This is a genomic window from Actinomadura nitritigenes (genome assembly GCF_017573545.1).
Classification (GTDB): Bacteria; Actinomycetota; Actinomycetes; order Streptosporangiales; family Streptosporangiaceae; genus Spirillospora; species Spirillospora nitritigenes.
Genome location: NZ_JAGEOK010000013.1, coordinates 258,354 through 274,077 on the forward strand (window position 1 = coordinate 258,354; position 15,724 = coordinate 274,077).

Consider the following 15,724-nt stretch of genomic DNA (forward strand, 5'->3'; position numbering starts at 1 on the left):
CTCCATGCATCTTTGCAATAGATGCAACTTTGCAGTCGTGGTAACGTCCGTCACATGGACGAGCGGACCGGCCTGCGCGAGCGCAAGAAGCGCCGCACCCGGCACGCCATCGCGTCCGCCGCGCTGCGGCTGTTCGCCGAGCGCGGCTACGAGGAGACGACGATCGCCGACATCGCCGCCGCCGCCGACATCGCGCCCCGCACGTTCTTCGGCTACTTCCCGAGCAAGGAGGACGTCGTCTTCGCCGAGGTCGACGACCGGCTGGCGGAGGTCGCCGAACGCCTCGCCGACCGCGTCCCCGGCGAGTCCCCCATCCAGACGATCCGGCGCGGCGTCGTCGACGTCCTGGAGGCGATCGTCAGCGAGCACGGCGAGTACGGCGCCGTCCAGATATCGCTGATCCTGGAACGCCCCGGCCTCCAGGCGCGCGCGCTGCAGCGCCTCACCGACACCCAGGAGAAGATCGAGGGCCTCCTCCACGACCTGTGCCCCGGCATAGACGAGATCGACGCCGCCGCCGCGGCGGGCATCGCCGTCGGGGGGATGCAGGCCGTCGTGGTGCACTGCCGCCGCCACGGCTACGACCCGCTCTCGATGCGGACGGCCCTGGACCGCGCCGTCACCATCGTCGAGAACGGCCTGGTCACCGTCGAGGCGCTGAACCGGCCCTGGGACGAACCGTCCCCCTAGAACGTCGGGCACCGGGAGCGGAGGCGCCCGCTCCCGGTGCCCGACCCGTCCTCGGTACCCGTCAGTCCTCGATCCTGATGCGCAGGCGGCGGAATCCGCGCCCCTTGTTCTCCACCTTCGCCACCGCGATCCGGCCGATCTGCCGGGTCGAGCCCACGTGCGTGCCGCCGTCCGCCTGCGTGTCGAGCCCGACGATGTCGACGATCCGGACGTCCTGGACCTCCGGCGGGACCAGGTTCGTCGCCGTCCGGATGATGTCGGGGATCGCGAACGCCTCGTCGCGCGGCAGCGTCCGGACGTCGATACGCCGGTCCGCCTCGATCTCCTTGTTGCAGGCGTCCTCGACGGTCTGCTTGAACCCCGGCGGCACCTCGCGCAGATCGAAGTCCATCCGCGCGGTCAGCGGCTCCATGTTGCCGCCCGTCACGAGGCAGCCGTAGTCGCGGAACACCACCCCGCACAGCAGGTGCAGCCCCGAATGGGTACGCATGAGCGCGGTGCGGCGCGCGTCCTCGACCGCGCCGCGCACCACCGTGCCGACCGGCGGGACCGGGTCGTCCTCCACCGGGATCAGCACCAGGTCGTCGCCCTTGCGGACGCCCGCGATCCGCGTCTGCACGCCCTGCCACAGCAGGACGCCGTGGTCCGGCGGCTGACCGCCGCCGCCCGGATAGAACGCCGAGCGGTCCAGGACGATCGCGTCCGGGGCCGCGTCCAGGACGACGGCCTCCCACTCGCGCAGTGCCTGGTCGTCCAGTTCCAGCCGGGTCGTCCGCCCCAGGGTCTCCGTGCTCATGCGATCACCCTAGAACGCCCGGCGCCGCCCGCGGGGCCGGTTCACCAGGGGCCGTACGGGCCCATGTTCGTGCTGCCGCGCCCGCCGCCGCGCTTCTTGAACGGGGCGACGGCCGGCCGGACGTCGGCCAGGTAGACGGCCCCCGCGATGAACGCGGCGACCGGCAGGATGTTCAGCAGCAGCGCGATCGGGTGCACGCCGAGCGCGTAGGGCACGGCCGCGTACGCGCCGCCCACCACCGCCGCGACGATCAGGATGATCATCCACAGCTTCTTGCTCTGCTTGCTCGCCGCCGCGTACGCGCCCTGCGGCACGGTCAGCGCGTCGATCAGCGCCCAGGCCTCCATCACGAACGCGATGATCAGCAGCAGCCAGAAGAAGTAGTCCAGCACACTGAAGTCCGCCATCGGTGATCAGCACTCCCGCTCGTCTCGGACGGCGACCCTCGCGTCGCGCACCTTGCGTCCCAACCCTATGCGGCCCGTCCAGCCCCGGCCCGGAACCGCGGTGGACGGGCCCGGATCCGCGGCGGCGGGCCCCGATCCGCGAGCCCGCGACCGGGCCCGGCGGGCCTCCTGGGCCGGGCCCCGTTCACAGAGAAAGACGTCAGGGCCCGCCCGGGTGTTCCCGGACGGGCCCTGAAACCGCTGCTCAGGCGGGTGCGCCTCAGGCGTCGCTCTTCTTGGCGGAGCGGGCCTGCGGGGCCTTCTTCGGCTGCGCGGTGCGCGCCTTCGGCGCGGCCTCGGCGTCCGCCTCGGCGATCGCGGCGACCTCGGCGGCCTCGCGGTGCACGACGCGCTTGCCGCGCTCGGTCAGCTCGTCGATGAACTCGACGGTGCGGGTGCCGACGTGGGTCACGTACGCGACCGCGGCGCCCGGCAGGTCCTTCGCGTCGACGCGCTCCTGCACGCGGCCGACCTCGTCGCGGTAGCGGTCCACGGTCTTGCGGACCTCACCGCGGTAGCGCTCGACGGTCTCGCGGACCTCGCCCTGGTACTTGGACGCCGCCTCGCGGGCCCTGCCCTGGTACCGGGTCACCTGCTCGGGGACCTCGCGGAGCTTCTCCACCGCGAAGTCGCCGGCGCCGGCCACGGCGTAGACGGCCTTGTTCTCGCGGAGACTGCTGGCCAGCGTCATCCGACCTCTTCCTTTCCATCCTGCTCTGGGGTGTCGTGCCCGGCTTCTCCGAACACTCCGGCGGCTTCGTTCTCCTTGCGGAACGACTCGTAGATGTCGAGCAGCACCTGCTTCTGGCGCTCCGTGAGGAGGAGGTCGGCCCGGACGGCGGCCTGCACGTCGGTGTCGGCCTCGCGCTCCTCCAGGATTCCGGCCTGCACGTAAAGCGCCTCGGCGGAGATCCGCAGCCCCTTGGCGATCTGCTGCAGGATCTCGGCGCTCGGCTTGCGCAGCCCGCGCTCGATCTGGCTCAGGTACGGGTTCGAGATGCCCGAGACGTCCGCGAGCTGGCGCAGCGAGATCTTCGCCCGCGTCCGCTGCTCCCGGATGTACTCCCCGATCGAGCCGACCTTCGAACTTGCCATGTCTCCACCCTGCGTCATCGTGCTTGCTATTGCAAGCACCTCAGCTAGCACTCGGCCGTGAGTCCCCTCACAGTCACGCACACCAGGATCGGGGGTCGCGCACGCGGGGGCGCACGCGCGAGCGACGGCCGCGCGAGGAGGGCCGCGTTAGGAGGACGGCGGCGAGAGGAGGGCCGCGTTAGGAGGACGGCCGCGCGAGAACCCGGCGAACCCGCCCGCCCGGCGGGCCCTCGGACCGCGAACGCGACGAGCCCCCGCGACCCTGCGGATCGTGGGGGCTCGTCGCGGCTCCGCGCGCCGCGCGGAGGCCGGATCCGGCCACGCGGCCCGGCGGGCGCCGGGTCACGCGGACGGGGTGGCGAAGGGGTCGTGCTCGGCGAGCAGCTTGTCGAGCCGCGCCTGGTCGACGCGGCTGGTGACCGCCTGGCTCTCCTGGCGGTCCCGGACGCACTTGGCCAGCGTGAACGTCGAGGTGATCACGTAGAGCAGGCCGAGCGCCAGGAACGCCCGGACCCACGCGCTCACCGGCAGGTAGAGCACGCCGGCGGCGACGGCGACGCTGGAGACCACGAACGAGATGGCGGCCTGGACGAAGAACGCGGTGCTACCCGCCTGCGCGGGCGGTGTGGAGTTCGTCATGGCCCGAGTCTGCGACGGCGCGGCGCGGCGGGCATGAGTACCGAGGCTCAACCACCCATGAGTAGCCCGGATCAGCTGACGTCGGAGGGCGGGACCGTCCAGGTGTTGCAGACCGACAGGTCACGGCCCTTGAAGCCGGCGATCACCCAGCCCGCGTAGTGCCGTCCGGACCCGTGGTCGCGCTGGTCGGGCGGCAGCCGCTCGTCGCCGCGCCCCCGCACGTCGATGATCATCGCGGTGTACTGGGCCTGCGTCATCGGCAGCGTCGCCCGCTCCGAGCTGAGGAACGTTCCGGCGAAGCACTGCGCCTGCAGCTCGATGCGGCGGCTCGCCTCCGTCCGGGTCGCGGTGTCGCCCTTCTCCATCTCGGCGTCGCCGTACAGCAGGATGCCCGCCCGGTCCTGGACGTGGTGGCCGTACTCGTGCGCGATGACCCGCGCGAACACCGCGTAGTGCGACAGCGGCTCGCCGCCGGACGTCGCCACCACGTTCGTCAGTCCCACGTACATCGTGTTGTTCGCCGGGCAGTAGAACGCGGACGCGCCCGGCGCCGGGTAGCTGCCGCACGGGCTCGACCCCGGCGTCTGCCAGAAGACCCGGTTCGGGGTGTCGAACCGCATCCCGGCCTTCTTGAACTGCCTGCTCCACGACGCGTCCAGGCAGTCGCTCAGGACGTTCATGAACCGGCGCATCGACACCGGGCCCGGCACGAGCCGGGGCAGGACGCACCGCACCGGCGTCAGCGCACCCGTCGCGTACAGCTTGTTGCCGGTCGCCGTGCTGCGCGACGCCGTCCGCGGCTCCGCGGAACGGACGTGGGTGCCGATGCCGCCCTCGCCGCCGAACAGCGAGAAGCCGAGGATGCCGAGGACGACCACCGCTGTCAGCCCGCCGAAGATCCCCGCGATCGTCCCGCCGGCGCTGCGGCGCGGCGGCCTGCGCGCCGGGACGTACCGGTACTGCGGCGGCGGACCGTAGGCAGGCGGACCGTACGGAGGCGCCGGCCGAGGCGGGGGGTAGTGACCTGCCATAGCGAAGAATCATCGCACGCATAGCCGATACCATTTGCGGCCATGTCTGCTCTTGCGGCGTTGTGTCGTTTGCGACCGGTGGTGCTCGCGCTGGCGGCCGGTTCCCTCCTCCCCCTGGCGACCGGCGCGCCCGCGGCGGCGGACGAGCGTTCCGCGGCCGCGCCCGGGCGGGCCGCCGGCGCCGAGCGGGTGCTGAAGGACGACGTGGCTCTGGCCCCCGGCAAGGGCGGCGTGATCCGGGTCAAGGAGACGATCGTCTACCAGTTCGCGGGCGGGTCCCGGCTGCAGCGGACGTTCCCGACGCGCAGCCACGAGAGCATCACCCAGGACCGCGTCTACGAGCTCGGCTCCCTGCGCGCCACCAGTCCGGACGGCGGCCCCACCCGCGTCTCCACGTCCGCCGGCGACACCGACACCACCGTCAAGGTGACCGGAGGCGGCAAGCTGACCGGCGCGCACACCGTCGTCCTCGAGTACGACCTGCGCGGCGCCATCGACCAGCTCGGCTCCGCCGAGGAGCTGCGCTGGCCCGCCGCGGGCGGCTGGAGGGTCCCCGTCGACGAGGCCACCGCGACCGTCGACGCCACCGCGATGATCCGCAGCGTCAACTGCTTCGCGGGACCGCTGAAGAGCACCATCGGCTGCACGCAGTACTACACCAACCACGCCCACACGCAGGGCGTCTACAGCCAGCGCGAGATGCTGCCCGGCGAGTACCTCACCGTCGTCGCCGGGCTCCCGCCCGGCACCACCGGCGGCCACGCGATCTACGAGCGGCGGCACACCGTCGCGACCGCGTTCTCCGTCAACGCGGTCACCGGCGGCGTCCTGCTCGGCCTGCTGGCGCTGCTCGGCGGCGGCGTCGCCGTGCTGTACCTGCTGCGGGGCCGTGACGCCCGCGTCGTCGGCAAGCACGCCGCCGCGGGCGACCAGGCGCCCGTCGTCGGCGCCCAGTTCGAGCCGCCGAACGGGGTGCGGCCCGGCCAGATCGGCACGCTGATCGACGAGCAGGCCGACGTGATCGACGTGACCGCGACGATCGTGGACCTCGCCGTCCGCGGCTACCTGCTCATCGAGGAGGAGGACCGGGCCCAGACCGGCCGCCTCGACTGGACGCTCCGCCGCCTCGACCGGCCCGTCGTCGACCTGCTCCCCTACGAGCGGATCCTGCTGGACGCGCTGATGACCGGCCGGGACGGGGCGCCCCGCGACGCGGTGAAGCTGTCCGAGCTCGGCGGCACGTTCGCCACGAAGCTCGCGCAGGTGCGCGCCGCGATGTACGACGACGTGGTCAAGCAGGGCTGGTTCGCGCGCCGGCCCGACACCGTCCGGTCCCGGTGGACCGTGTTCGGCATCGCGCTGACCGTCCTCGGCATCGCCGCGACCGTCGCGCTCGCCCTCACCACCGAGTGGGCGCTCGCCGGCCTCGCACTGATCATCGCGGGCGCCGCCCTCGCCTACGGCGGCCAGTACATGCCCGCCAAGACCGCGCGCGGCTCCACCGTCCTCGCGCACACGATCGGGTTCCGCGCGTTCCTGGAGCGCGGCGCGATCCCGGACGGCGAGGCCGTCGCGTCCCAGCAGCGCATCGCGCTGTTCTCCCGCTTCCTGCCGTACGCGGTCGTCTTCGACGTCGTCGGCAAGTGGGCCGAGACGGTCAAGGACGCCGGCGAGCGCGCCGAGGGCGCCGACAACCTCTACTGGTACGAGGGCCCCGCCGAGTGGGACCTGTCCAACTTCGCCGAGTCGATGCGCACGTTCACCCTCGCCACGTCCGGCTCGATCTCCCAGTCCCGGGGCCTCTGACCTGGGGCGGCCGCGCCCGGGCGGATCGGACCCGCGACGGGCGCCGGGAGAGGTCCCGGCGGCCGCCGCGGGCTCGGACGGCGCCTGCCGATCCGGGGGGTGGGTGGGTGGCCGTTCCGGCAGGCGCCGCGTCGGGGGGGTCCGCGGCCTCGGGGCGCGTCACCTGATCTGGCGGATGTTCCCCGCGTGCCTCCTGTGGATCCAGCGGAGCGGGCCGAACTTGCGCCACGTCGCGGCGGCGCGCGCGTTCGCGGCGCGCTCCCGCTCGGCGGCGTCGCGCGCGGCGGCCTCCCGGCGCGCCGCCTCCTCGCGCTCGGCCTCGAGCCGCGCCAGTTCCCGCTCGGCCGGGGTGAGCGCCGGGTCGCGGCGGTTGCGCTGCGACGGGCTGCCGCGCAGGACGCCGCCGGTCACCTCGCCGCGGTGCGGCATCTGCGGGTCCCGGCCCGACGACCGCCGGGGGTCCTTGGACGCGAAGATCGTGAGGAAGAGCCAGCCCGCGATCGCCAGGAAGATCACCGCGGGGGCGATCGTGTACAGGTAGATGTCCCCGATGTGAACGGAACTGCCCAGCATGTGGCGACACCTCCTCGCCACGAGTGGGTACCCGGTGTCCGCGTTTCAACCATCCGGCCGCGCGCGCCCCGCCTCGCGCCGCCCCCGCCCTCGAAGGCGTGCAAGGGCATTTCGTAAGATGTCTGACATCTTACAGAGGGAGGTCATGGTGGCGCTGAGTCCCGTCCCGAGCGGCTCGACCGTCGACGCCGTGCTCGACCAGCTCCAGCGGCAGGTCAGCGGCGGCTCCTGGCCGGTGGGCGAGCGCATCCCCGGCGAGCTGGACCTCGCCGCGCAGCTCGGCGTGAGCCGGCCCGCCGTCCGCGAGGCGATCCGCGCACTGTCGCACTGCGGCGTCCTGGAGGTACGGCGCGGCGACGGCACCTACGTGCGCAGCAGCGCGGACCCCCGCCCGCTGCTCGGCGGGGTCGCACACGCGACGGCCCGGGACGTCTTCGAGGTGCAGCTCGCCTACGACGTCCAGGCGGCGCGGCTGGCCGCGCGGCGGCGCACCCCCGCCGACCTGGAGCGGCTCGAGGACCTGCTGCGCGCCCGCGACGAGGCCACCGGCGCGGACGAGCACGGCGCCGCCGAGTTCGGCGCCGCGGACGCGCGCTTCCACCTCGGCGTCGCCGAGGCCGGCGGCAACCCGGTGCTCATCGAGGCGATGCGGTTCTTCATCGTCCGGCTCGGCGAGGCGATGCGCGCCGTCCGGCTCGACCGCGAGATCCCGGAGGCCGGTCCGGCCAGGCACCGGGCCGTGCTGGACGCGATCGCCGCGTCCGACCCGGACGCCGCCGCGCGGGCCGCCGCCGCGGTCGTGGAGCCGACCCTCGCCGTCCTGGACGCCCTGCTCGCCCGCGGGGAGGACCGGTGACGGCGCGGCGGACCGGACTGCTCGGATCCGTACTGCTGATCGTCCTGGTCGCGGCCAACCTGCGCCCGGCGATCTCCGCGGTCGGGCCGGTGCTGACCGAGATCCAGGACTCCTTCCACCTGTCCGGGACGGCCGCGGGCGCGCTCACCACGCTGCCGCTGGTGTTCTTCGGCTCCTACGGCCTGGTCGCCCCCTTCCTGCGGCGGCCCCCGCGCAGCGAGACGCTGCTGGTCATCGCGATGGGCCTGCTGATCGCCGGGCTGCTGCTGCGGCTCGTGGACGCCCCCTTCCCGCTGTTCGCCGGCTCGCTGGTCGCGGGCGTCGCGATCAGCGTCGGCAACATCGCGATGCCCGCCATCATCAAGCGCGACCACCCGGACTCGATCACCACCGTCACCGCGGTGTACACGCTCGCCGTCAGCGGCGGCGCGTCGATCTCGTCCGGGCTGGCCGTGCCGGTCGAGGACGCCTTCGGCTCCTCGTGGCGGCTGCCGCTCGGGCTGCTGGCGGTGCCCGCGGCGATCGCGGGCCTGATCTGGCTGCCGAAGGCGGTGCGGGCCTCCCGGGCCGCGCGCTCGGCGCCGCCCGCGCGCCCCTCGCGCGCCGCCGCGGCGCTGGTGTGGCGCACGGGCCTGGCCTGGCAGGTCACGGTCTTCATGGGCCTCCAGTCGCTGCTGGCCTACGTGGTGCTCGGCTGGCTGCCGACGATCTGCCAGGACCGCGGGATGAGCGACACCGCCGCCGGCTACGTGCTGGCCCTGACCGCGGCGATCCAGGCGGTCGGCTCGCTGGGCGTGCCGCTGCTGGAGCGCCGGATGCGCGATCAGCGCCCGCTGGTGACGCTGACCTGCACGCTGTGCGTGGTCGGGTTCGCCGGGATCGCCTGGGCGCCGATCGCCACGGTGTGGCTGTGGGCGATCGTCCTCGGCATCGGCCAGGGCCTCGGGTTCGCCACCGCGCTGTCGTTCATCGGCCTGCGCGCGCACGATGCCGGGGTCGCGGCGCAGCTGTCCGGCATGGCGCAGGGCGTCGGCTACGTGATCGCGGCCCTCGGCCCCCTCGTCATCGGCGCGCTGCACGACGCCACCGGCGGCTGGACCGTTCCAATGATCGTCGTGCTGGCGGTCTGCGGGGCGCTCGCCGTCCCCGGCCTGCCCGCCGGACGGAACCGGACGCTCGGATCACCACCCCCGATACCGGCGCCTGAGGTTAATGCGGCGAATGAGCGGACACACCTTTAGGCGTCGCAACGGCCGACCATCGGGAGGTGGACGGGATGCTCGCCATGGCCTACGCCAACACCGATCCCATCGGACCGGTCTTCTGGGCCTGGATCATTCCACTGATCGGCACGGTGGCGCTGCTGGCCTGGCTCTACGTCACGGTCACCGCCTCGTCCCGGAAGGTCCATCCGGAGCGCCGCAACGACCAGACGAACCACCGCGGCATGGAGCAGGGCGGGCTGTACTACTACCGGCCCGGCATGTTCTCGCACAGCTACCCGCCGACCTCCGAGCAGGACGAGGAGTTCCTGTACGAGAACCCGCAGCCGGGCCGCGAGCCCCGCGTCCAGACCGGCCCCGGCCTGGCCAACAAGACCCTCAAGGAGCGGGCCAAGATCGTCAAGGACCGGCAGGCCCTGAAGAACGAGGTCGACTCCCTGAAGCGCCGCGGTCGCGACACCTGACCACACCACCAGCCCCATCCAGGCCCCGGCCCACCCGCCGGGGCCTCCCCCTGTCCACCCCGATCCCCTAAGCCCCCTGCCGAGCCCTCCCCTGTCTCCCCCGCTCCACTGACCCGCGAACCAGCCCCGGCCCAGAAGCACAACCCGCCATCGCGAGCCCGGCAACAGCCGAACGCGGCTCGACGAAACGGCAGTGACCACAGAGCGAACCGCTGGCCAGCGAACCCTCCCCACGCCGACGCCGCACAACCCCCGCCGATGGCACCGCACACACCGAAGGCAGGCCGCCGGAAGCACCGCGCACTCCCCGCTGTGGGCGCCGCACACCGCCCACCCAAAGCACCGCACACCGACCGCCGGAAGCACCGCGCACCGCCTGCCGAAGACGCCGTGCAGTGCCCGCCGGGGGCACCGCGCACCGACCGCCGGGGGCGGCGAGCACTGTCGCGGCGGCTGTTCAGCGGCGCTGTGTGGCGACGCTGGGCATTGCCACCGGCCGGCGGCGACGGTCTGAGGGGTGGTGGGCTCGGCGTCTGCCAGCGCCGCGTTGTAGGGGCCGTTGGCGAGGGCGCTGCCCGCTCGCCGCCCGGCCGTCGGCTGTGGTGCGGAGGACCGGCATCCCGCCTTCCCGGGAGGCGGGAGTTGCGCAGTCGTGCCTTGGTGCGCGCGCTGGTACCGAGCAGCGACGGTGCCCGGGCGCCAGCGTGCATGTGGGATGCGCCGGCGCGGCGTCGCTGCGGGGTCGTGGGACGGGTCGGCGGCGGGTCCGCGGTTATGTGGCGGGTGGGGTGAAGACGTCGGGGACCGGGCGGATGGCTCCCACCTGCGCTTCGCCTCCATGGAGAGGGACGGTCGCCAGGTCGTCCAGGGCGCTCGGGGCGTCCTGGTCGACGCCCAGGGCGCGGACCAGCGCGACGGTCACCGGTGTACGGGCCCGCATGGCGCCGTCGTCGATCTTGACGGCTCCGGCGCGGCCGTCGGTGAAGGCGAACGCGTCCACGCCCTCGGCGCCGCACTTGACGAGCAGGCCCGGGACGGCGTCCATGAGCAGGCGCTCCTCGCGGCGCGTCCCGGACGTCCACTGCGGGTGGGCGCGCATCGCGTCGGCGACGCGGCGCTCGGGGGTGCCGGGTCCGGCGAGGACGAGGGCGCGGAACGCGCGGGCGACGCCGGCCACGGAGACGGCGAACAGCGGCGCGCCGCACCCGTCCACGCCGACGGCGCCGACGGATTCCTCCGTGAGTTCCTCGACGACGGCGCGGACCGCGAGCTGGAGCGGGTGGCCGTGGTCGAGGTAGCCCTCGGCCGGCCATCCGGCGGCGACGCAGGTCGCGAGCATGGCGGCGTGCTTGCCGGAGCAGTTCATCCGCATCCGGGACGGGCCGCCGCCCGTCCGCGCCACCTCCTGCTGGGTCTCGGGGTCGAGCGGCCACTGCTCGGGGCAGCGCAGGTCCGCGGCGCCGAGGCCCGCTCCGGCGAGGATCTTCTCCACGCCCTCGACGTGGAAGTCCTCACCGGAGTGGCTGCCGGCGGCGAGGGCGAGCAGCTCGCCGTCGAGGTCGAGCCCGTTGCGGAGCATCGCGACGGCCTGCATCGGCTTGTTCGCCGAGCGCGGGAAGATCGGCTCCTCCGGCGCGCCCGCGCGCACCACCGGCTCGCCGCCGGTGTCGAGGCCGATCGCGGCGCCGCGGTGCCGCGACTCCACGAACCCGGACCGCTCGACCTCCACGAGTACAGGATTGATCTCCACTGCGCCCCCTGTCATCGGTGAACGCGGGCCGTCCGAGCCCGCGCGTCACCATGGTGGTTACCCACCGCACCAAAGTGAATCCGAACTGTGTTCTGTGGATAACCGTCCGGCCCCGCCCCAGCCGGAATTCGCCGGAACGGACGGTGTCTCCGCAGGTCAGCGGCGTTTGACGGCCAGGAGGGCGCGGGCGTCGGCGACGGGCATCGCGGGGCGCTGCGCCAGCGCGGCGGCGGACGCGGCGCGCTCCACGAGCTGCACGTTGGCGGTCACGGGCCGCCCCTTGGCGAAGGTGACGGTGTCCTCCATCCCGACCCGCAGGTGCCCGCCCGCCGACAGGGCGGCGAACATGACGGGCAGGGACGTCCGGCCGATGCCGGTGGCCGACCACGTCGCCCCTTCGGGCAGCGCCTCGACGGCCGCGACCAGCGAGCGCGCGTCCCCTGGTATCCCCCCGGGGACGCCCATGACGAGGTCGCAGTGCACATGGCCGCCGTACGGCAGCCCGTGCTTGTCCAGGAGGCGGTTCAGGGCCGCCACCTGTCCGAGGTCGAACAGCTCGAACTCGGGCACGACCTCCAGTTCCTGCGTGCGCTGGTACAGCTCCACCATGAACGGCCACGGGTTCATGAAGACGTCGTCGCCGAAGTTGACCGTGCCGCAGGTGAGCGAGCACATGTCCGGCTCCGCGTCCAGGACGCGCAGGCGGTCCTCGTAGGGGTCGGTGACGGCACCCCCCGTGGACAGTTGGACGATCAGCCCCGTGCTCTCCCGCAGCGCCGCGACCGTGTCCCGCAGCCGGGACGGGTCGAGGGTGGGCCGCGCGTCGTCGTCGCGGATGTGCACGTGGATGACGGCCGCGCCGGCCGCCTCGCATTCCTTGGCCGTCTGAACCAGTTCATCCAGGGTGACGGGCAGGGCGGGGACGTCCGCCTTGGCGGACTCCGCGCCCGTGGGCGCCACCGTGATGAGCGTCGTTGCTCCCATAGGCGGCAGAATGCATGGTCATGCGTGCCGTAGTCCAGAGGGTGAGTCAGGCGAGCGTGTCCGTGGAGGGGCGCGTCGTGGGCCAGATCGACGGGCCGGGCCTCATGGTCCTGGTGGGGGTGACGCACGACGACGACGAGGCGAAGGCGCGGAAACTGGCGGCCAAGCTGTGGGGCCTGCGCATCCTCAAGGACGAGAAGTCGTGCTCGGACGTGAACGCGCCGCTGCTCGTGGTGAGCCAGTTCACACTGTACGGGGACGCGCGGAAGGGCCGCCGCCCGACCTGGACGGCGGCAGCGCCCGGCCCGATCGCGGAGCCGCTCGTGGACGCGGTGGTCCAGGAGCTCCGGTCGCTGGGCGCCAAGGTGGAGACGGGCGTCTTCGGTGCCGACATGGCCGTCTCGCTGGTGAACGACGGCCCGATCACCCTCGTCGTCGACATCTGACCCGCGCCGCCGACACCACGAACCGGCGCACGGCGACCCGGACCGGTGCTGCCCGTCCCCCGGGTCAGCCGAACCCGTACACCATGCCGACCACGGTGACGACGGTTCCGGCGCCCGCGAGCAGGATCAGGGCCCGGTCCGCCGGGGCGAGGCGCCCACGCACGCCGGCCGAGTGCACGACCACGCCGGTGCCGCCGTCCGGCTCCTCCGGCTCGGGCTTCCTGCGGGACGGGTTGCGCATCCCGATGAGCTTCCACAGCGCGTCGTTCTTCATGCGCTGGTGGCCTGCCGAGCAGGCGAACAGCCGTCCGCGCGCGCGCTCGATGCAGGGGGCTCCCTGGCGCGTCAGCACCCGGCACAGCGTCGGGACGAGCAGGAACTCGTAGAGGCACCAGCCGAGGAGCCCGAGCAGCGCCACCCGCCACGAGTGCAGGTACCAGGCGGCGACGGCGACCACCGCGAACAGGGTCCACCACACCAGCGCGGACTCCCGGCGGGGACGGCGGCGGCGGGTTCCCCTGCGCGCGGCCGGCGGCTTCTCTCTCCCCAGGTTCGCGACCATCGGTAGGAATCCACCTTCCCCGGGCGGTGGCCGGTCAGAAATCGTCTATATCAGACGATTTTGCCCCGCGGGTCGCCGCTTTACCCGTGTTTTGCGGGCCGCCTCCGAAGATCGATCTGCGCGTTGGCCCCGGTGTCGGGCGACACCACGACCTCCTGCGCGGCGGCCACGCCGCCCGCCAGCAGCTCCGCGTCGACGGGCACGTTCCGCTTGACCAGCGCCAGCGCGATCGGTCCCAGCTCGTGGTGGCGCGCCGCGGATCCGACGAACCCGATCGTCCGCCCGCCGGGGACCTCCACCGGGTCGCCGTGCGCGGGCAGCCGGTCCACGCTGCCGTCCAGGTGCAGGAACACCAGGCGGCGGGGCGGCCGGCCCAGGTTGTGGACGCGCGCGACCGTCTCCTGGCCCCGGTAGCAGCCCTTGTTCAGGTGGACGGCCGTCTCGACGTACCCGACCTCGTGCGGGATCGTCCGGTGGTCGGTGTCGAGGCCGAACCGGGGACGCCGCTCGGCGATCCGCAGCGCCTCGTAGGCCCAGATGCCGGCCGGGCGCAGGCCGTCCGGGAAACCGTCCGACCTCGGGACGATCCGGGTGAACGTTCCGGCGACGTCCGGCCAGGCGAGACCGCCGCCCTCCGGCCCGGTGATCACCGCGTACTCCTCCGACACGTCCGCGACCTCGACGCGCAGCATGAACCGCATCCGGTCGAGGAACTCCGCGAGCGCGGGCGCCCCGCCCGGCTCGACGTGCGCCCACACGGCCTCGCCGTCGTCGATCAGGAACAGGTGGTGCTCGATGTGGCCCTGCGGGCTGAGCAGCAGCGCCTCGGTCGGCTCGAACGGCTTCAACCCGTCCAGATGCTGGCTGAGCAGGCTGTGCAGCCAGCTCAGCCGGTCCGGCCCGGAGATCCGCACCACGCCGCGGTTCCCGCGGTCCACGAACGCCGTGCCGCGTTCGAGCGCGCGTTGCTCCTGCGACGGCTCCCCGTAGTGCGCGGCGACTTCCTGGTCGGGCGCATCGGCGGCGACGGCTCCGGGCGACTGCAGCAGCGGGCTCTCCATGGAGCCAGACTATGTCGCGCGGCAGTCCTCGCACCGCCCGTACACCGTGAGGTGGTGCACGTCCGTCTCGAACCCGAAATCGCGCTCCAGCAGTTCCGCGAGGCCGGCGGCGGCCTTCGGGTCGACGTCCTGCACGGTGTGGCAGCCGCGGCACACCAGGTGGATGTGCTCGGCCTCGGCGGCGAGGTGGTAGTTCGGCGGCCCGTGGCCCAGGTGGGCGTGCTTGACGAGCCCCAGCTCCTCAAGCAGCTCCAGCGTCCGGTAGACGGTGGAGATGTTCACGCCGCGGGCGGTGCGCTGCACCTCGGTGCAGATGTCCTCGGGCGTCCCGTGTTCGAGGTTGGTGACCGCCTCGAGCACCAGCTGCCGCTGGGGAGTGACCCGGTACCCCTTGGCCCGCAGCTCCTCCTGCCACGACTCGACCATGCACCGAGTGTATGCCGGACGGGGTCGCCGAAAACTCGTTTGCCTCCATGCCCGGGGCTCGCATAGCGTGCGGGGTACGCGCGAAAGGAGGTGGTCCAAGAAATGGTTGATTCTGGGACTCGCGAGGTGGCTGTCCGCTAGTCGCCGTTCCGCCTCGGCGCCGCCGCCCCCGGCGGTGGCAACCGGTCGCGACGGTGACCGGCGAATACCAGGCAGTTACCCGATCCCCGGACCGATGGACCAGTCCTGTCCATCGCCCCGCTCCCGCGGGAAGGTCCGGGGATCGTTCCATGTCCGGCCCCCGCGTCTGCGGCCTCCGCGTCTGCGACACCGACCCCGGGGGGCTCGCCGTCCTGGGTCGTCAGCCGACGCGCTTCAGCTGCGCCGAGAGGTGCGACTGGAGCGGCTGCCCCATGGCGGCCATGTCGTAGGCCCAGCCGAGGTCCTCGCCGATGAGGCCGTACAGGCGCGAGCCCGCGGTGACCTCCTTGGCCGACTCGGTGCGCGCGACCACGTCCGTCTTCAGCTCGACGCGGTTGAAGGCGACGTTGCCCAGGTAGATCTCGACGATGCCCGTCGGGTGGGCGAGCGTGACCTCGACCTCGTGGTTCGGGCGGGGGCGCCAGTAGCCGGTCTCCACGGCCAGCGGGCGGCCGAGCGTGCCGTCCGGCTCGATCAGCCAGCTGCGGCTGGCGTAGACGAGGAACGGCTTGCCGATGTGGGTGAAGGAGATCTCCTGCCCGAAGTTGAAGCCCTCGATCGTGGGATAGCCGCCGACGCCGGCGCCCTCCCACGTGCCCAGGAGGAACTTCAGCGGTTCGAGGTCGGGGTGCAGCTCAAACTCCATGGGCACCGAGCGTAGCGGTCACTTCAGGC

At 73.1% G+C, this 15,724-nt stretch carries 19 protein-coding genes; 6 read left to right on the forward strand and 13 right to left on the reverse strand.

Annotation, left to right across the window (positions count from 1 at the left end; translation table 11 throughout):
• The first annotated feature begins 54 nt into the window (after positions 1–54).
• Positions 55–690 (forward strand): TetR family transcriptional regulator, encoded by a 636-nt coding sequence (locus J4557_RS21955; RefSeq protein ID WP_208268557.1) that lies wholly within the window; start codon positions 55–57, stop codon positions 688–690.
• 61 nt (positions 691–751) lie between these two features.
• On the opposite strand, the gene J4557_RS21960 is transcribed toward J4557_RS21955, so the two are convergent.
• From J4557_RS21960 to J4557_RS21985, 6 genes are all read right to left on the reverse strand, one after another.
• Positions 752–1,486 carry an alanyl-tRNA editing protein gene (locus tag J4557_RS21960; protein WP_208268558.1) on the reverse strand — a complete coding sequence of 245 codons (735 nt, stop codon included), beginning with the start codon at positions 1,484–1,486 and terminating at the stop codon, positions 752–754.
• Between the two features lie 41 nt (positions 1,487–1,527).
• Positions 1,528–1,893: a DUF2516 family protein gene (locus tag J4557_RS21965; RefSeq protein ID WP_194737415.1), complete on the reverse strand. Its 366-nt coding sequence runs from the start codon at positions 1,891–1,893 to the stop codon at positions 1,528–1,530.
• 259 nt (positions 1,894–2,152) lie between these two features.
• Positions 2,153–2,623 carry a hypothetical protein gene (locus tag J4557_RS21970; RefSeq protein ID WP_208268559.1) on the reverse strand — a complete coding sequence of 157 codons (471 nt, stop codon included), beginning with the start codon at positions 2,621–2,623 and terminating at the stop codon, positions 2,153–2,155.
• Entirely contained in the window at positions 2,620–3,027 is a 408-nt protein-coding gene (locus J4557_RS21975) for a helix-turn-helix domain-containing protein (protein ID WP_151540435.1), read from the reverse strand. Before J4557_RS21975 ends, J4557_RS21970 begins: the two co-directional genes overlap by 4 nt.
• 342 nt (positions 3,028–3,369) lie before the next feature.
• Entirely contained in the window at positions 3,370–3,666 is a 297-nt protein-coding gene (locus J4557_RS21980; RefSeq protein ID WP_208268560.1) for a YiaA/YiaB family inner membrane protein, read from the reverse strand.
• Between the two features lie 71 nt (positions 3,667–3,737).
• Positions 3,738–4,697 (reverse strand): neutral zinc metallopeptidase, encoded by a 960-nt coding sequence (locus J4557_RS21985; RefSeq protein WP_208268561.1) that lies wholly within the window; start codon positions 4,695–4,697, stop codon positions 3,738–3,740.
• Positions 4,698–4,739: 42 nt separating this feature from the next.
• Here J4557_RS21985 and J4557_RS21990 point away from each other — a divergent pair, with 42 nt between their 5' ends.
• Positions 4,740–6,503 carry a DUF2207 domain-containing protein gene (locus J4557_RS21990; RefSeq protein WP_208268562.1) on the forward strand — a complete coding sequence of 588 codons (1,764 nt, stop codon included), beginning with the start codon at positions 4,740–4,742 and terminating at the stop codon, positions 6,501–6,503.
• Between the two features lie 159 nt (positions 6,504–6,662).
• Here J4557_RS21990 and J4557_RS21995 read toward each other — a convergent pair whose 3' ends face one another.
• Complete coding sequence (locus J4557_RS21995) at positions 6,663–7,076, reverse strand: hypothetical protein (protein ID WP_208268563.1); 414 nt, start codon at positions 7,074–7,076, stop codon at positions 6,663–6,665.
• 145 nt (positions 7,077–7,221) lie between these two features.
• On the opposite strand from J4557_RS21995, the gene J4557_RS22000 reads away from it, so the two are divergent.
• The 3 genes from J4557_RS22000 to J4557_RS22010 are packed head-to-tail and all read left to right on the forward strand — an operon-like array spanning position 7,222 to position 9,619.
• On the forward strand, positions 7,222–7,932 hold the full coding sequence (locus J4557_RS22000) for a FadR/GntR family transcriptional regulator (protein WP_208268564.1): 711 nt from the start codon (positions 7,222–7,224) through the stop codon (positions 7,930–7,932).
• Positions 7,929–9,173, forward strand: coding sequence for a CynX/NimT family MFS transporter (locus J4557_RS22005; protein ID WP_208268565.1), 1,245 nt, complete (start codon positions 7,929–7,931; stop codon positions 9,171–9,173). The genes J4557_RS22000 and J4557_RS22005 overlap by 4 nt, the downstream gene beginning before the upstream one ends.
• 26 nt (positions 9,174–9,199) lie before the next feature.
• Positions 9,200–9,619, forward strand: coding sequence for a hypothetical protein (locus J4557_RS22010; RefSeq protein WP_208268566.1), 420 nt, complete (start codon positions 9,200–9,202; stop codon positions 9,617–9,619).
• Positions 9,620–10,391: 772 nt separating this feature from the next.
• Here J4557_RS22010 and J4557_RS22015 read toward each other — a convergent pair.
• Entirely contained in the window at positions 10,392–11,369 is a 978-nt protein-coding gene (locus J4557_RS22015) for an asparaginase (RefSeq protein ID WP_307800128.1), read from the reverse strand.
• A gap of 156 nt (positions 11,370–11,525) precedes the next feature.
• The gene (locus tag J4557_RS22020; RefSeq protein ID WP_208268568.1) at positions 11,526–12,353 is read right to left on the reverse strand and encodes a beta-keto acid cleavage family enzyme; all 828 of its coding nucleotides are present in this window, start codon (positions 12,351–12,353) and stop codon (positions 11,526–11,528) included.
• A 20-nt stretch (positions 12,354–12,373) separates the two neighbouring features.
• Between J4557_RS22020 and dtd the strand changes: the two genes are divergently transcribed.
• Positions 12,374–12,799 (forward strand): D-aminoacyl-tRNA deacylase, encoded by a 426-nt coding sequence (dtd, locus tag J4557_RS22025; RefSeq protein WP_208268569.1) that lies wholly within the window; start codon positions 12,374–12,376, stop codon positions 12,797–12,799.
• Between the two features lie 64 nt (positions 12,800–12,863).
• Here the strand turns inward: dtd and J4557_RS22030 are convergent, their stop codons facing one another.
• The 4 genes from J4557_RS22030 to J4557_RS22045 all read right to left on the reverse strand — a co-directional run bounded on the left by J4557_RS22030 (position 12,864) and on the right by J4557_RS22045 (position 15,695).
• Positions 12,864–13,361 carry a hypothetical protein gene (locus J4557_RS22030; RefSeq protein ID WP_208268570.1) on the reverse strand — a complete coding sequence of 166 codons (498 nt, stop codon included), beginning with the start codon at positions 13,359–13,361 and terminating at the stop codon, positions 12,864–12,866.
• A gap of 80 nt (positions 13,362–13,441) precedes the next feature.
• Entirely contained in the window at positions 13,442–14,422 is a 981-nt protein-coding gene (gene ygfZ / locus J4557_RS22035; RefSeq protein ID WP_208268571.1) for a CAF17-like 4Fe-4S cluster assembly/insertion protein YgfZ, read from the reverse strand.
• Positions 14,423–14,431: 9 nt separating this feature from the next.
• On the reverse strand, positions 14,432–14,848 hold the full coding sequence (locus J4557_RS22040) for a Fur family transcriptional regulator (RefSeq protein ID WP_208268572.1): 417 nt from the start codon (positions 14,846–14,848) through the stop codon (positions 14,432–14,434).
• A gap of 361 nt (positions 14,849–15,209) precedes the next feature.
• Positions 15,210–15,695 (reverse strand): heme-binding beta-barrel domain-containing protein, encoded by a 486-nt coding sequence (locus tag J4557_RS22045; RefSeq protein WP_208268573.1) that lies wholly within the window; start codon positions 15,693–15,695, stop codon positions 15,210–15,212.
• Positions 15,696–15,724: the final 29 nt, after the last annotated feature.

What these genes read in the sequence shown, in the direction of transcription:
- J4557_RS21955 (WP_208268557.1), top strand. Translation starts at nt 55, where the DNA reads ATGGACGAGCGGACCGGCCTGCGCGAGCGCAAGAAGCGCCGCACCCGG.
- J4557_RS21960 (WP_208268558.1), bottom strand. Translation starts at nt 1,486, where the DNA reads ATGAGCACGGAGACCCTGGGGCGGACGACCCGGCTGGAACTGGACGAC.
- J4557_RS21965 (WP_194737415.1), bottom strand. Translation starts at nt 1,893, where the DNA reads ATGGCGGACTTCAGTGTGCTGGACTACTTCTTCTGGCTGCTGCTGATC.
- J4557_RS21970 (WP_208268559.1), bottom strand. Translation starts at nt 2,623, where the DNA reads ATGACGCTGGCCAGCAGTCTCCGCGAGAACAAGGCCGTCTACGCCGTG.
- J4557_RS21975 (WP_151540435.1), bottom strand. Translation starts at nt 3,027, where the DNA reads ATGGCAAGTTCGAAGGTCGGCTCGATCGGGGAGTACATCCGGGAGCAG.
- J4557_RS21980 (WP_208268560.1), bottom strand. Translation starts at nt 3,666, where the DNA reads ATGACGAACTCCACACCGCCCGCGCAGGCGGGTAGCACCGCGTTCTTC.
- J4557_RS21985 (WP_208268561.1), bottom strand. Translation starts at nt 4,697, where the DNA reads ATGGCAGGTCACTACCCCCCGCCTCGGCCGGCGCCTCCGTACGGTCCG.
- J4557_RS21990 (WP_208268562.1), top strand. Translation starts at nt 4,740, where the DNA reads ATGTCTGCTCTTGCGGCGTTGTGTCGTTTGCGACCGGTGGTGCTCGCG.
- J4557_RS21995 (WP_208268563.1), bottom strand. Translation starts at nt 7,076, where the DNA reads ATGCTGGGCAGTTCCGTTCACATCGGGGACATCTACCTGTACACGATC.
- J4557_RS22000 (WP_208268564.1), top strand. Translation starts at nt 7,222, where the DNA reads ATGGTGGCGCTGAGTCCCGTCCCGAGCGGCTCGACCGTCGACGCCGTG.
- J4557_RS22020 (WP_208268568.1), bottom strand. Translation starts at nt 12,353, where the DNA reads ATGGGAGCAACGACGCTCATCACGGTGGCGCCCACGGGCGCGGAGTCC.
- dtd (WP_208268569.1), top strand. Translation starts at nt 12,374, where the DNA reads ATGCGTGCCGTAGTCCAGAGGGTGAGTCAGGCGAGCGTGTCCGTGGAG.
- J4557_RS22030 (WP_208268570.1), bottom strand. Translation starts at nt 13,361, where the DNA reads ATGGTCGCGAACCTGGGGAGAGAGAAGCCGCCGGCCGCGCGCAGGGGA.
- ygfZ (WP_208268571.1), bottom strand. Translation starts at nt 14,422, where the DNA reads ATGGAGAGCCCGCTGCTGCAGTCGCCCGGAGCCGTCGCCGCCGATGCG.
- J4557_RS22040 (WP_208268572.1), bottom strand. Translation starts at nt 14,848, where the DNA reads ATGGTCGAGTCGTGGCAGGAGGAGCTGCGGGCCAAGGGGTACCGGGTC.
- J4557_RS22045 (WP_208268573.1), bottom strand. Translation starts at nt 15,695, where the DNA reads ATGGAGTTTGAGCTGCACCCCGACCTCGAACCGCTGAAGTTCCTCCTG.